Below are 14,417 nucleotides of genomic sequence, written 5' to 3' on the forward strand. Positions count from 1 at the left end.
GACTGATTTGCGTATCAAAGAACATTTAAAACAGCTGAAGCCTTATCAGCCAGGAAAGCCGATTGAAGCAGTGAAAGCAGAATATGGCTTGAATAAAGTTGTGAAGCTTGCTTCAAACGAAAATCCTTACGGCTGTTCGGAAGCTGCAAAAGAGGCGCTTCATCATGAGGTTCAGCAGCTTGCCCTTTATCCAGACGGGTACAGCGCAGCTTTGCGGACTAGGCTCAGTGAACACCTCAATGTCAGTGAAACATCACTTATTTTCGGAAACGGTTCAGATGAAATCATCCAGATCATCTGCCGGGCATTTTTAAACGATAAAACCAACACGATAACTGCTGCTCCGACTTTTCCGCAATATAAACATAATGCGGTCATTGAAGGCGCCGAAGTTCGTGAAATTGCACTTCGTCCTGACGCCTCACATGATTTAGACGCCATGCTTGAAGCGATTGACGAACAGACACAAATCGTTTGGATATGCAGCCCGAATAACCCGACTGGCACATATACATCAGAAGGGGAATTACTCGCTTTTCTGGAGCGCGTTCCTTCTCGTGTCCTCGTTGTTCTTGACGAAGCATATTATGAATATGTAACAGCAGAGGATTATCCGGAAACCGTGCCGCTCTTAAACAAGTATTCCAATCTGATGATATTGCGGACATTTTCAAAGGCTTACGGTCTGGCTGCACTCAGAGTCGGATACGGAATTGCTGAGGAGGGCCTGATTCGCCAGATTGAGCCGGCAAGAGAGCCGTTTAACACGAGCCGTCTGGGTCAGGCTGCGGCGATTGCGGCGCTTGATGATCAAGCATTTATTGCTTCCTGTGTCGAGCAAAATAAAGCAGGCCTTCAGCAATATTATGATTTTGCGAAGACTCATGGTTTAAAGTGCTACCCTTCACAGACAAACTTTGTGTTAATCGACTTTAACCGTCCGGCCGATGAACTGTTTCAGGCTCTGCTGGAAAAAGGCTATATCGTCCGGTCAGGAAATGCATTAGGCTTCCCGACATCACTCCGGATTACGATCGGAACAAAAGAGCAAAATGAAGAAATTCTTGCTATTTTAGCTGAAATTTTATAAGAGGTGATCAAATATCACCTCTTTAGTCTATAAACCAGGTGATGACGTATGAATCGAATGAAAGATACAATATTGCTCGCTGGTCTCGGATTGATAGGCGGTTCGATTGCGTTAGCGATCAAAAAAAAGCATCCCGGCAAACGGATTATCGGAATCGACATCTCTGATGAACAAGCAATAGCCGCATTAAAATTAGGTGTGATAGACGAGCGTGCTGATTCGTTTATCAGCGGTGCGAAAGAGGCAGCTACGGTGATCATTGCGACGCCTGTCGCGCAAACGCTGCGTATGCTTGATGAACTGGCCCACTCAGGAATTGAACAACAGCTTTTGATTACCGATGTAGGCAGCACAAAGCAAAAAGTGGTTCATTACGCTGATCAAGTGCTGCCTAGCCGCTATCAATTTGTCGGAGGGCATCCGATGGCGGGTTCACACAAGTCAGGAGTTGCCGCTGCTAAGGATTTCCTGTTTGAAAATGCATTTTATATATTAACGCCAGGTCAGAAAACGGACAGACAAGCGGTTGAACAGTTAAAACACTTGCTGAAGGGAACGAATGCCCACTTTGTGGAAATGACACCTGAAGAGCATGACGGCGTGACAAGCGTAATCAGTCATTTTCCGCATATTGTCGCAGCGAGCCTTGTTCACCAAACCCATCAGTCGGAAGAGCTTTATCCGCTTGTTAAGCGTTTTGCTGCCGGGGGGTTCAGGGATATTACAAGGATTGCATCAAGCAGTCCGGCAATGTGGCGGGATATTTTATTACATAATAAAGATAAAATCTTGGACCGTTTTGATGAGTGGATTCGCGAAATTGAGAGGATCCGGACATATGTAGAACAAGAAGATGCGGAAAACCTGTTTCGTTATTTTAAAACGGCCAAGGATTATCGCGATGGGCTGCCGCTGCGGCAGAAAGGCGCAATACCTGCATTTTACGATTTATACGTGGATGTTCCCGATCATCCGGGTGTGATTTCCGAGATAACGGCTATATTAGCTGCGGAGCGCATCAGTATCACGAATATCCGCATTATTGAAACACGAGAAGATATTAACGGAATTTTACGGATCAGTTTTCAGTCTGATGACGACCGCAAACGGGCTGAACAATGCATTGAAGCTCGCGCGGAATATGAAACTTTTTATGCTGATTGAGGTGGAAAATAATGAAAAGAGAAAAGGTGCGTGCCTTAAACGGAGAAATACACATTCCCGGTGATAAATCGATTTCACACCGCTCCGTCATGTTTGGCGCGCTGGCGAAAGGTACAACAACTGTGAAAAACTTTCTGCCGGGAGCGGATTGTTTGAGCACAATCGATTGCTTTAGAAAAATGGGTGTTCAAATTGAGCAAAACGGAAGCGATGTGGTGATTTACGGAAAAGGAATCGATTCCCTGAGCGAGCCAGCAAGCCTTTTAGATGTCGGGAATTCAGGTACAACGATTCGCCTGATGCTCGGCATTTTGGCGGGACGTCCTTTTTACAGTGCGGTAGCCGGAGATGAGAGCATTGCCAAGCGTCCAATGAAACGTGTGACTGAGCCTTTGAAGCAAATGGGTGCTAAAATCGACGGCAGAGCGGGGGGAGAATTTACGCCGCTGTCCGTAAGCGGATCTTCTCTTAAAGGGATTGATTATGTATCACCTGTCGCGAGCGCACAAATTAAATCTGCTGTTTTGCTGGCCGGTTTACAGGCTGAGGGCACAACAACTGTCACAGAGCCTCATAAATCTCGGGACCATACTGAACGGATGCTTTCTGCTTTTGGTGTTGAACTTTCTGAAGATCAAACGAGCGTGTCCATTACAGGCGGCCAGGACCTGACAGCTGCAGATATTTTTGTTCCGGGAGACATTTCTTCAGCAGCGTTTTTCCTTGCTGCGGGTGCAATGGTGCCAAACAGCAGCATTGTATTGAAAAACGTAGGATTAAATCCGACTCGGACAGGTATCATTGACGTCCTTCAAAACATGGGGGCGAAACTTGAAATCAAATCGTCTGCTGACAGCAATGCAGAGCCTTACGGAGATTTGGTCATAGAAACGTCATCTCTAAAAGCTGTGGAAATCGGAGGAGACATCATTCCGCGTTTAATTGATGAAATCCCTATCATCGCGCTTCTTGCGACTCAAGCGGAAGGAACCACTGTGATCAAGGATGCAGCAGAGCTTAAAGTCAAAGAAACAAACCGCATTGATACCGTGGTTTCCGAGCTTCGTAAGCTGGGTGCTGAGATTGAACCGACAGAAGATGGAATGAAGATATACGGCAAACAGACATTGAAAGGCGGCGGAACAGTGTCCAGCCATGGAGATCATCGGATCGGCATGATGCTTGGCATTGCTTCCAGTATAACAGTGGAGCCAATTGAAATTGAACAGGCAGATGCCATTCACGTTTCTTATCCAACTTTCTTTGAGCATTTAAATAAGCTTTCAAAAAAATCCTGAAGTTTTGCTTCAGGTTTTTTTGCGGAGTGATTGTGAGAGTCATAAGCCGTGGTCAAAAAACATAGCTTGTCTTATAGAGGAAAAAGAAAAACGAAAAGGGGGGATGCGCTTTACTTACAAGATGGCAGATCAAAGCTGCTTTACTGTACAGAGGGCGATCTTCTTTTTTTCGTTTTCTTTTGGTAAACTTATATCACTCAATAATTCCCCGCCGTACAGTAAGCATCTTATTTGCCGGGGGCATTCGTCTGAATTATGATAGGATTAAACCGAACAAATAAAGCTTTTGTATGGTTGTGTTGTATAGGAAAAGAAAGGACCGGTCCGATTTGAATACATTGATTCAAGAAGCCATAAAATTAGTTGAAGCAGGCGAAACAGAAAAAGGTCTCAACACGCTCTCGAAGGCTGAACATCAGCTCCATGATGAAGATAAAGCCATTGCAGCCCAGCTTTATTACGAGTGGGGTAATGTAGAAAAAGCGATTTCACTCATCAGTGATTTACATGATTTATATCCAGATGAAACAGAACTGACGAATTTTTACGCTGAACTTTTAATAGATATTGACGAAGAAGAAAAGGCCCTAGCTGTGCTGGAAACCATCCCGGAAACAGATCCATCGTATCCGGAAAGTTTGCTGCTTATGGCGGATCTTTATCAGATGCAAGGATTATTTGAAGTCAGTGAACAAAAGCTTTTGCAAGCAAAGTCCATTCTGAACAATGAACCAGTTATTGATTTTGCATTGGGAGAACTTTACTTTACACAGGGAGCCTATGCAAAAGCGGTTCAATATTTCAAAACAACGGCTGAGGAGCAGAGTGAGATTGGAGGCGTTAATGTCTATCAGAGACTGGCCGAATCGTTAAGTGCCTCAGGTGAATTTGAGGATGCCATTTCGTGGTACGAGAAAGCTGTTGAAGAGAATCCTGAGCCTAATACAATTTTTGGCTATGGATTTACAGCTTTACAGGCAGGGCTTATGAAAACAGCTATTAAGCAGCTGTCTGATTTAAAAGAGCTTGATCCATCTTATTCCTCACTTTACATGCCGCTCTCGAAAAGCTATGAAGCTGAAGGAATGTATGAAGAGGCATTAAAAACGGCAAAAGAGGGTATCAGATATGATGAATATAACAAAGAGCTTTTCCTCTATGCCGCAAAAATGGCCTTGAAAATCGGGAAGTCAGAAGAGGGGAAAAAGCTGCTTCAAGAGGCGCTTGCGCTTGATCCGGGCTTCGTCGAGGCGCTTCATACACTTCTTGCCGTGTACCATAAAGAAGAGGATTATGAACAGATTATTGATCTTATTCAAGAGGTGCGCGGCTACGGAGAAGAGGATCCGAAATACAATTGGTATCTTGCGAGCGCGTATGCTGAATTAGAGCAATACGAGGAAGCGAAACAATCCTTTGAAGCTGCCTATCTTCATTACCGGGAGGATAGAGATTTCTTATATGAATACTCAAGCTTCCTATTAGAAGAAGGCCTCCAAAAAGAAGCGCTGCCGCTTTTGAAAAAGGTTGTGGAAATGGACGGCGCCAATGAAGAGCTGGAAGAAACGATTTTGCGAATCGAGGATGAATTTTCTAGATAAGCAGGAATATTCACCATTCATGTGGAACATATAAGTATATAGATTATACGAACGATAGAGGAGGGAATTACATGCAGACCCCTGTTTCTGTCAATGAGAAAAAGGATTTTATCCGCTGGTTTTTAAACCATTATCAGTTAAAGCGCCGAGAGTGCGTTTGGATCTTGAACTACTTAATGAGCCATGATTCTCTCATGGAGAAGGTTCATTTTGTGGAACAAGCTGAGTTTTGCCCGAGAGGCATTATCATGTCAACACACTGTGTTGAAGAAGTTCCGTTTCGGTTCTATAAAGAGAATATCATGACAACCGACGCGGAAAAATCTTTTCATGATATTAGATTAAATAAACAGCAGGATTTGTTTATCCAGCTTAATTTCCGTTCAGCTTACAGTTCACCTGAATATGCGGCAGTGCTGGAATCCAACCCTCATATTCCGAAGAATCTCTTTGAGAACAAAAAAGATCAGGGGTTGGCTGAACAAATTTTGGAGCACGCTATCTCCACATTCCAAAGAGAAAAATTATTAAAAGACATTGACGACGCGTTAGATCGTCATGATAAAGAAGCATTTGAACAATTATCACGCCAATTGAATCAGCTCACATAATTTGACCAGCCTTGCAGCGTATTGCAAGGCTTGTTGTCATAAGGGGGAGAACGATGAAGTGGAGAATCACTGATGCCAAGGACTATTTACAAGCTAAAGATTACATTGATACCGCTGTCATTCCATTAATTGGTGTAAAAGTAGGTGTCCATTTCCAAATGGCTGCGGAGAAAGGCGAATTCACACAGCTTCTGTCAGAAGAACTGGAAAGGCAGTTAAAGGGACGGGTATATTTACTGCCCCCTTATACATATGTTGATAGAAATGAAAAAACCGTTCAAGGACTAAAGGATTTGCGGGAAGAACTTCTATCAGAATTTTCGCATGTGGTGCTGCTCACATCTGACGAAAGTTGGAATGGAGAGGAGGCATTGGGCAAAATCATTGTTGCGCCGTCTATTCCGTTGGAGCATTTAAATGACTCCTTGAAAAGAAAAATATTGGATGAACGCACTGCGGAAATTTTGAACGTTTTGTTACAGTTGTGGAACGTTTCATAAAAACACTTACATTTCCTTATGAACAATATTTTGGCTATATTGACCTTGCTGAGAGATTCATATATTATGAGGGTGTCTAAAGGTATTGCAATATTTTCTATTTTAGTCAGTTTGCAGGGGTGACCTAGAGGGGGGAGAAGAGATGGGCGGTAAACATGATATATCCAGACGTCAATTTTTGAATTATACGCTCACAGGCGTAGGGGGGTTTATGGCGGCTAGTATGCTCATGCCTATGGTTCGCTTTGCACTCGACCCGGTATTAAAATCGACAGGGAAACAGGACATGGTTCAGGTTGTCAGCGTAGATGAGCTGACAAAAGAGCCGCAGCGCTTTGATTTCAAAATAAATCAAGTCGATGCCTGGTATGAGTCAGAAGAGTCAAGATCAGCCTGGGTCTTCAAAAACGGGGATGAAATTGTAGCGCTTTCTCCAATTTGTAAGCATTTAGGGTGTACGGTGAACTGGAACAGCGATCCTAAAAATCCGAATAAATTCTTTTGTCCATGCCATTACGGACTCTATGAAAAAGACGGCACCAATGTCCCGGGCACGCCGCCGCTTTCGCCTCTTGATCATTATGAGCAAGAAGTAAAAGACGGCTTCTTGTATCTCGGAAAAGCAAAGCCTAAGGGGGAAGGGTGACATGCTGAACAAAATTTATGACTGGGTAGATGAGCGGCTTGATATTACACCGATGTGGAGGGATATTGCCGATCACGAAGTACCGGAACATGTAAATCCCGCCCATCATTTCTCTGCATTTGTGTATTGCTTTGGGGGACTGACGTTTTTTGTAACCGTTATCCAAGTGTTATCTGGAATGTTTTTAACGATGTATTATGTGCCTGATATCAAAAATGCTTGGGAATCAGTATATTATTTGCAAAATGAAGTGGCGTTTGGCCAGATTGTGAGAGGAATGCACCACTGGGGTGCGAGCCTGGTCATTGTGATGATGTTTTTACATACGCTGAGGGTCTTTTTCCAAGGAGCGTATAAAAAGCCGCGTGAGCTGAACTGGATTGTGGGTGTCTTGATCTTTTTTGTCATGCTCGGGCTTGGCTTTACAGGCTATCTGCTTCCTTGGGACATGAAGGCTCTGTTTGCAACAAAAGTCGGGCTGCAGATCGCTGAAGCCACGCCTTTGATCGGGACGCAAGTCAAAACACTCCTTGCGGGGCATCCGGATATAGTAGGCGCCCAAACGCTGACCAGGTTTTTTGCGATCCATGTATTCTTTCTTCCGGCTGCATTGTTCGGGCTGATGGCTGCACATTTTATCATGATCCGGAAGCAGGGGATTTCAGGACCGCTTTAAACTCTTGATCTGCGAAAAAAAGGAGGGGATGACATGCACCGGGGCAAAGGGATGAAATTTGTAGGCGATTCAAGGATACCGGCTGAAAAAAAGCCGAATATACCGAAGGATTATTCGGAGTATCCGGGTAAAACAGAAGCTTTCTGGCCAAATTTCTTATTGAAGGAATGGATGGTCGGCGCTGTCTTTCTAATCGGTTTTCTTGTTTTGACGATTGTGCATCAGCCGCCTTTGGAGCGGATGGCGGACCCGACGGATACTGGTTATATTCCGCTGCCGGATTGGTATTTTCTTTTCTTATACCAGCTGTTGAAGTATGAATATGCCGCTGGAAGCTTTACAGTGGTCGGCGCCATGATTATGCCGGGACTCGCTTTTGGCGCGCTGCTTTTGGCACCATTCCTTGACAGAGGAACAGAAAGAAGGCCTTGGAAACGCCCTGTTGCTGTTGGAATGATGCTTCTGGCCCTTTCTGCTGCTGTATTTTTAACGTGGCAGTCAGTTGCTACTCACGACTGGGCTAAAGCAGAGGAGCAAGGGAAAATCACAAAAGAAGCCGACATTGACACCAGCGCAGAAGGCTATAAGGTTTTTAAGGAGCAGGGCTGTATTTCTTGCCATGGGGATAACCTCCAAGGAGGAGCAGCCGGGCCTTCATTGGTTGACAGCGGCCTGAAACCCGATGAAATCAAAAAAATCGCTGTTGAAGGGAAAGGCAAAATGCCGGCGGGTGTGTTTAAAGGGAATGATAAGCAGCTTGAAGAACTGGCGAAATTCATTTCTGAAACAACCGCAAAATAGCGTATTGTGAATTGTGAAATGGAAGGATATACTTTTATTATCAAAAGCTGACCCGGCGTCAGCTTTTTTATATGGACACATTCTTTTACAGACTGAGAGTTGATTTGATGTGAAATGGTTTCAATATGTATTAGGACAGCGGCCGATACTTATTCTTGTCTTAGCTGTCAATTTTCTGGGGACGGTTTACGGTTACTATTGGTACTTGCCGCAGCTTCTGGAGACACCGGCCCGATTCCTGATTTTTGTTCCGGATAGTCCGACAGCAACATTTTTCTTTCTGTTTGTGCTGCTCGCCTTTATCCTGAAACGGAACGCTCCGCTTTTTGAGGCGCTTGCGCTGGTCACCCTCGTAAAGTACGGCCTATGGGCGGTTGCCATGAATTTTCTTGTGCTGGCTGTAACAGGTGACTTGCCGTGGGAAGGATACATGCTGATTGCCTCGCATTTTGCAATGGCAGTCCAAGGCGTATTGTACAGTCCGTATTTTCGTTTTTCATTTTGGCATCTTGCCATTGCTGCGGTTTGGACGCTGCATAACGATGCCATTGATTATTTGTTTAAGATGATGCCGCAGTACTCTATGCTTTCTGATTATATGACTGATATAGGGTACGGAACATTTTGGCTGAGCATCTTTTCAATCGGGCTTGCTTACTTCCTTGTGGTCTCGAAAAAGCAAACAAAGCTAGAGCTGATGTAAAGACAATGTTGGTCTATCCTTGTCCCTTTCTTCATATTCTGTAAGGAGAGAGAGTGGGAGGGACCTGCATGAAACGAAAGCTGACGATCTGTCTGTTGATTGCTCTTATTTTTTATAATGGAAATGCCAAGGCTGCAGAGCGGGGAAGCCTCGAAGAATTGAACGACTTATCCGATACAGTCTTTCAAATGACCCGTCAGTCGAAATACGAAGAGGCGCTGCAAGTCCTTGCTTATTTTGAAAAAACATTAAAATCGACTGAGAAAAAACAGCAAGCCCCTATGCTAACGGGAGCCCAAATTCGTCAAATCACGCTGGGCTATAACGATATGGTACGGAGTTTAAAGCAGGCTGATACTTCAGATACACAAAAACTCAGAGCGGCCGCACAATTCAGAATGCTGATGGATGCCGTTGACAATCGGTCTGATCCGCTTTGGAGCTCACTGGAAAAACCGATTATGGAGGCCTTTGCTGAACTGAAGCAGGATGTACAAAAGAATGAAAGCACGAACTTTCATGAAAAATGGAACGAATTTATCAGTTTATATGATTTGATTTACCCCAGTCTTACAATCGATGTAGCAGAAGATCAGCTTGAAACGGTCGGGAAACATATAGGCGTTATTGAGCAAGAGGAATTTCAGCAAATGACCGAAAGTACGAAGCTTGAACGGCTTTCTCTTCTTCAGCATGATCTGAAAAATGTATTTGACAGAGCGGAGGAGGATGATGCCGATCCGTCTTTGCTCTGGGTGATCATCACAACCGGCGGTATCATCATTACAGCTCTCACCTATGTCGGATACAGAAAGTACAAAGCGGAGAAAAACAAGCTGAAAAAACGGGACTACCCTAAATAAGGATGAGGGGCGGCGGCAGCCGCCTTTTTTCTATTGAATTCAACGCGGAAGCGGATTTTTATTTTCGTCAAGCGTAAATCCTTCTCCGAGCACATCATGGACATCGCTTACCGCTACAAAGGCATGAGGATCAACGGAGTTAATCACACTTTTCAGCATCACCAGTTCGTTTTTCGGCACAACACAATAAAGCACATCTATGTCCTCTTTTGTATAGGAACCTTGTCCTTTCAAAATGGTGACGCCCCGTTCCATTTCTTCAAGAATTTTTTTCTGAATCAGGTCGTTTTTCGAAGAGATGATTGTAGCGCCTTTAGCTGCGTATCCGCCTTCCTGAATAAAATCAATTAATCTTGCAGCCACAAATACAGCCACCAAGGTATACATCGCTTCCTTATATGAGAGATAAGTCAGCAAGGACAAAACGATGACACAGGCATCGAAAGCAAACATCGTTCTGCCCATCGGAATCCCGAAATATTTATTAACTAAACGGGCGATGATGTCTACTCCGCCTGTCGTACCGCCAAATTTAAAAATAATGCCTAATCCGGCTCCGATAAATACGCCGGCAAATAAAGCAGCGAGCGCTAGGTCGTGCTGAAGAGGCATATGTATTTCATATCGCTGGAAAATGCTGAGGAACAGAGACAAGGCTACAGTGCCCACAAGGGTGTAAACAAACATTGTCCTGCCAAGCAAACGCCAGCCGATAAAAAAGATCGGAATATTCAGCACCAGGTTCGAGATAGAGGGGCTGATATGGAAAAGGGCATAAAGCAAAAGTGTAATACCTGTAAAACCGCCCTCAGCCAAATTGTTCTGCATATTGAAATGAACCAAGCCAAATGAAAAAATCGCCGCTCCGATTAAAATAAAACATATGTTTTTTAATCTAATTTCTCCAAGCATCACACAAAACCCCTTTTCCTTCCATTAGATAGCGTTTATATTATAGTGGATGAAAAAGAAAACAGCAAACGTGCTTAAACATTTGTCAAACGTATCTGAATTAGCTAACATGTAAGAGGATGATAGGAGGTTTCGTTCAGTGAGTGATAAAACAATGAAAGATATACAGGCTGAAGTAGACCGTTACATCGGCCAATTTAAAGAAGGATATTTCAGCCCGCTAGCCATGATGGCGAGACTGACCGAAGAACTGGGCGAGCTTGCCAGAGAAGTAAATCACCGCTATGGAGAAAAACCAAAAAAAGCGACTGAAGATGATAAAAGCATGGAAGAGGAAATGGGCGATGTGCTGTTTGTATTAGTTTGTTTAGCCAACTCTCTAGATATCTCTTTAGAGGAAGCCCACGATCGAGTCATGCATAAATTTAATACGAGAGATAAAGACCGCTGGACCAGAAAAGAAGAAGGAAAGTAGAGGAGATCTAGATGTCAAACGAAACAATTAAAGTAGTCATTGCAGGACCGCGTGGAAGAATGGGGCAGGAAGCTGTTAAATTGGCGGAAAGAACACCTCATTTTCACCTTGTCGGGGCCATCGACCATACATACGACCAGCAAAAATTATCCGATGTGATGTCTGTTGAGTCAGATGCTCTTATTTACACAGATATCCGTGCCTGTTTTACAGAAACACAGCCGGATGTCTTAATTGATTTAACGACGCCTGAAATCGGAAAAGTACATACAAAAATGGCATTAGAGCACGGAGTTCGTCCAGTTGTCGGAACAACCGGATTTTCAGAAGCTGACTTAAATGAGCTCACGTCTTTAACAGAAGAGAAGGGCATCGGAGCCATCATTGCTCCAAACTTTGCGCTTGGTGCGGTGCTGATGATGAAATTTTCGAAAATGGCCGCCAACTATTTTGAGGATGTTGAGATTATTGAGCTTCACCATGACAAGAAGCTTGATGCACCAAGCGGAACGGCGCTTAAAACAGCGGAAATGATTTCAGAAGTCCGCAAAGAAAAGCAGCAAGGACATCCGGATGAAAAAGAAATCCTCCCAGGAGCGAGAGGAGCGGAGCAAAACGGTATCCGCTTGCACAGCGTCCGTCTTCCGGGACTGATCGCACATCAGGAAGTCATGTTCGGCATGGATGGCCAAACGCTTCAGATCCGCCATGATTCCTATAACAGGGCTTCTTTCATGTCAGGTGTTAAACTGTCAGTCGAACAAGTCATGAAGATTGATCAGCTTGTGTACGGGTTAGAAAATATCATTGATTAGACAGGGGGATGAATGATGAAAATTGCTTTGATCGCACATGACAAGAAAAAACAAGATATGGTTCAATTTACGACTGCCTATCGGGATATTTTGAGTCATCATGATCTATACGCAACCGGTACAACAGGATTGAAAATTCAAGAGGCGACAGGTCTTCAAATTGAACGTTTTCAATCAGGCCCTTTAGGGGGAGACCAGCAAATCGGAGCATTGGTCGCGGCCAATGCACTCGATCTTGTCATCTTTTTGCGTGACCCGCTGACCGCGCAGCCGCATGAACCGGATGTCTCGGCATTAATCCGGTTATGTGATGTGTATTCCATTCCGCTCGCCACAAATATGGGTACTGCGGAGATTCTTGTCCGTACACTTGATGAAGGTGTTTTCGAATTTCGCAACCTGCTACGGGGGAAAGAGCCGAATGTATAATACTGACTTGCTTGCTTTTGGCGCCCACAGTGATGATGTCGAGATCGGAATGGGCGGCACAATCGCGAAGTTTGTCAAACAGGGGAAAAAAGTAATGATATGCGATTTAACCGAAGCGGAACTTTCTTCAAACGGAACGGTCATCTTACGTAAAGAAGAAGCAGCTGAAGCAGCCCGTATATTAGGTGCAGAAAAAAGAATCCAGCTGACGCTTCCAGACCGCGGACTGATGATGAGTGATCAGGCCATTCGGACGATTGTCAGTGTCATCAGAACCTGCCGGCCAAAAGCAGTCTTTATGCCGTATAAAAAGGACCGCCATCCGGATCACGGAAATGCGGCCGCATTGGTGGAAGAAGCGATTTTTTCCGCGGGTATCCATAAATATAAAGACGAAAAAAACCTTCCCGCGCATAAAGTAGGCAAAGTTTACTATTATATGATAAATGGTTTTCATCAGCCTGATTTTGTGATTGATATTTCGGAAACAATAGAAGCCAAAAAACAAAGCCTCAACGCCTATAAAAGCCAGTTTGTACCGTCTGAGGATTCAGTTTCAACTCCTCTGACGAATGGCTATATCGAGATCGTTGAAGCGAGAGAAAAGCTTTATGGCAAAGAAGCGGGAGTGGAGTATGCCGAGGGTTTCTTCTCCAGAAGAATGCTGATGCTTGAACATGATGTGCTTGGGGGCGAACAATGAAAAAACTAAAAATAGGAATCACATGCTATCCGAGCGTCGGAGGCTCAGGTATCATTGCGACAGAACTGGGGAAGCAGCTTGCTGAAAAGGGACATGAAATCCATTTCATCACGTCAAGCATTCCGTTTAGACTGAATACATATCATCCTAATATTCATTTTCATGAAGTTGAGGTTAATCAATATGCTGTTTTTAAATATCCGCCATATGATTTGACATTGGCTAGCAAAATCGCGGAGGTGGCGGAACGGGAGAATTTAGACATTATCCATGCGCATTATGCTCTCCCGCATGCGGTTTGCGCCTATCTTGCCAAACAGATGCTAAAGCGCAACATCGGCATTGTCACCACATTACACGGCACGGATATCACGGTGTTAGGCTATGACCCGTCTCTAAAAGATCTTATCCGTTTTGCCATCGAGTCATCAGATAGGGTGACAGCTGTCTCTTCAGCGCTTGCGGCTGAAACATACGATTTAATTAAACCTAAGAAAAAAATCGACACGATTTATAACTTTATAGATGAGCGTGTGTATCTGAAGAAAAACACAGTGGCGATTAAAGAGAAACATGGGGTTTTACCAGACGAAAAAGTTGTCATCCATGTGTCCAACTTTAGAAAGGTCAAACGTGTGCAGGATGTCATCCGTGTGTTCCGCAATATCGCCGGTAAAACAAAAGCGAAGCTGCTTTTAGTCGGAGACGGTCCGGAAAAGTCGACAGCTTGTGAGCTTGTCAGAAAATATGGATTGGAAAACCAAGTCTTAATGCTTGGAAATCAAGATCGTGTTGAGGAGCTTTATTCTATTAGCGATCTAAAGCTGCTGCTGTCTGAAAAGGAGAGCTTCGGTCTTGTTCTGCTAGAAGCGATGGCTTGCGGGGTGCCTTGTATCGGAACAAACATTGGCGGTATCCCGGAGGTTATTAAGAACAATGTGAGCGGATTTTTGGTGGATGTCGGCGATGTTGCAACTGCAACAGCCCGAGCGATGAGTATTTTAGAAGATGAACAGCTGAGTAAGAGGTTTACAGAGGCGGCAATGGAGATGCTCAAAAATGAATTTTCTTCCCGGAAAATTGTCAGCCAGTATGAACAGATTTATGCCGATTTAGCAGAACCGGAGTGA

17 protein-coding genes are annotated in these 14,417 nt (G+C 44.2%); 16 read left to right on the forward strand and 1 reads right to left on the reverse strand.

Annotated features, from left to right (window positions below; all coding sequences use genetic code 11):
* The first annotated feature begins 7 nt into the window (after positions 1–7).
* From hisC to ypjB, 11 genes are all read left to right on the forward strand, one after another.
* Entirely contained in the window at positions 8–1,090 is a 1,083-nt protein-coding gene (gene hisC / locus V756_RS0114320; protein ID WP_024715257.1) for a histidinol-phosphate transaminase, read from the forward strand.
* A 48-nt stretch (positions 1,091–1,138) separates the two neighbouring features.
* Positions 1,139–2,254, forward strand: coding sequence for a prephenate dehydrogenase (locus V756_RS0114325; RefSeq protein WP_024715258.1), 1,116 nt, complete (start codon positions 1,139–1,141; stop codon positions 2,252–2,254).
* Between the two features lie 11 nt (positions 2,255–2,265).
* Positions 2,266–3,552, forward strand: a complete 1,287-nt coding sequence (aroA, locus tag V756_RS0114330; RefSeq protein ID WP_024715259.1) for a 3-phosphoshikimate 1-carboxyvinyltransferase — start codon at positions 2,266–2,268, stop codon at positions 3,550–3,552.
* A 329-nt stretch (positions 3,553–3,881) separates the two neighbouring features.
* Positions 3,882–5,153 carry a tetratricopeptide repeat protein gene (locus V756_RS0114335; protein WP_024715260.1) on the forward strand — a complete coding sequence of 424 codons (1,272 nt, stop codon included), beginning with the start codon at positions 3,882–3,884 and terminating at the stop codon, positions 5,151–5,153.
* Between the two features lie 71 nt (positions 5,154–5,224).
* Entirely contained in the window at positions 5,225–5,764 is a 540-nt protein-coding gene (locus tag V756_RS0114340) for a ReoY family proteolytic degradation factor (protein WP_024715261.1), read from the forward strand.
* Between the two features lie 53 nt (positions 5,765–5,817).
* Positions 5,818–6,264: a YpiF family protein gene (locus V756_RS0114345; RefSeq protein ID WP_024715262.1), complete on the forward strand. Its 447-nt coding sequence runs from the start codon at positions 5,818–5,820 to the stop codon at positions 6,262–6,264.
* Positions 6,265–6,406: 142 nt separating this feature from the next.
* The gene (locus V756_RS0114350; RefSeq protein WP_004398062.1) at positions 6,407–6,910 is read left to right on the forward strand and encodes a Rieske (2Fe-2S) protein; all 504 of its coding nucleotides are present in this window, start codon (positions 6,407–6,409) and stop codon (positions 6,908–6,910) included.
* A 1-nt stretch (position 6,911) separates the two neighbouring features.
* Positions 6,912–7,586 (forward strand): menaquinol-cytochrome c reductase cytochrome b subunit, encoded by a 675-nt coding sequence (qcrB, locus tag V756_RS0114355; protein ID WP_003225560.1) that lies wholly within the window; start codon positions 6,912–6,914, stop codon positions 7,584–7,586.
* Positions 7,587–7,619: 33 nt separating this feature from the next.
* Complete coding sequence (locus tag V756_RS0114360; protein ID WP_024715263.1) at positions 7,620–8,387, forward strand: menaquinol-cytochrome c reductase cytochrome b/c subunit; 768 nt, start codon at positions 7,620–7,622, stop codon at positions 8,385–8,387.
* A gap of 109 nt (positions 8,388–8,496) precedes the next feature.
* Positions 8,497–9,090 carry a lipoprotein heptaprenylglyceryl N-acetyltransferase LhaT gene (gene lhaT, locus V756_RS0114365; protein WP_024715264.1) on the forward strand — a complete coding sequence of 198 codons (594 nt, stop codon included), beginning with the start codon at positions 8,497–8,499 and terminating at the stop codon, positions 9,088–9,090.
* Between the two features lie 68 nt (positions 9,091–9,158).
* Entirely contained in the window at positions 9,159–9,953 is a 795-nt protein-coding gene (ypjB, locus tag V756_RS0114370) for a sporulation protein YpjB (protein WP_024715265.1), read from the forward strand.
* Between the two features lie 39 nt (positions 9,954–9,992).
* Here the strand turns inward: ypjB and V756_RS0114375 are convergent, their stop codons facing one another.
* On the reverse strand, positions 9,993–10,865 hold the full coding sequence (locus tag V756_RS0114375; protein ID WP_024715266.1) for a YitT family protein: 873 nt from the start codon (positions 10,863–10,865) through the stop codon (positions 9,993–9,995).
* A gap of 139 nt (positions 10,866–11,004) precedes the next feature.
* Between V756_RS0114375 and V756_RS0114380 the strand changes: the two genes are divergently transcribed.
* Genes V756_RS0114380 through bshA form a run of 5 tightly spaced genes read left to right on the forward strand, consistent with a single transcriptional unit; the run spans position 11,005 to position 14,417 of the window.
* Complete coding sequence (locus tag V756_RS0114380) at positions 11,005–11,340, forward strand: nucleotide pyrophosphohydrolase (protein ID WP_004398044.1); 336 nt, start codon at positions 11,005–11,007, stop codon at positions 11,338–11,340.
* Between the two features lie 11 nt (positions 11,341–11,351).
* Positions 11,352–12,155, forward strand: coding sequence for a 4-hydroxy-tetrahydrodipicolinate reductase (gene dapB, locus V756_RS0114385; protein WP_024715267.1), 804 nt, complete (start codon positions 11,352–11,354; stop codon positions 12,153–12,155).
* A 15-nt stretch (positions 12,156–12,170) separates the two neighbouring features.
* Positions 12,171–12,584 carry a methylglyoxal synthase gene (gene mgsA, locus V756_RS0114390; RefSeq protein ID WP_024715268.1) on the forward strand — a complete coding sequence of 138 codons (414 nt, stop codon included), beginning with the start codon at positions 12,171–12,173 and terminating at the stop codon, positions 12,582–12,584.
* On the forward strand, positions 12,577–13,287 hold the full coding sequence (bshB1, locus tag V756_RS0114395; protein ID WP_024715269.1) for a bacillithiol biosynthesis deacetylase BshB1: 711 nt from the start codon (positions 12,577–12,579) through the stop codon (positions 13,285–13,287). The genes mgsA and bshB1 overlap by 8 nt, the downstream gene beginning before the upstream one ends.
* Positions 13,284–14,417 (forward strand): N-acetyl-alpha-D-glucosaminyl L-malate synthase BshA, encoded by a 1,134-nt coding sequence (bshA, locus tag V756_RS0114400; protein WP_024715270.1) that lies wholly within the window; start codon positions 13,284–13,286, stop codon positions 14,415–14,417. The genes bshB1 and bshA overlap by 4 nt, the downstream gene beginning before the upstream one ends.

It is taken from the genome of Bacillus tequilensis KCTC 13622 (genome assembly GCF_000507145.1).
Lineage (GTDB): Bacteria > Bacillota > Bacilli > Bacillales > Bacillaceae > Bacillus > Bacillus tequilensis.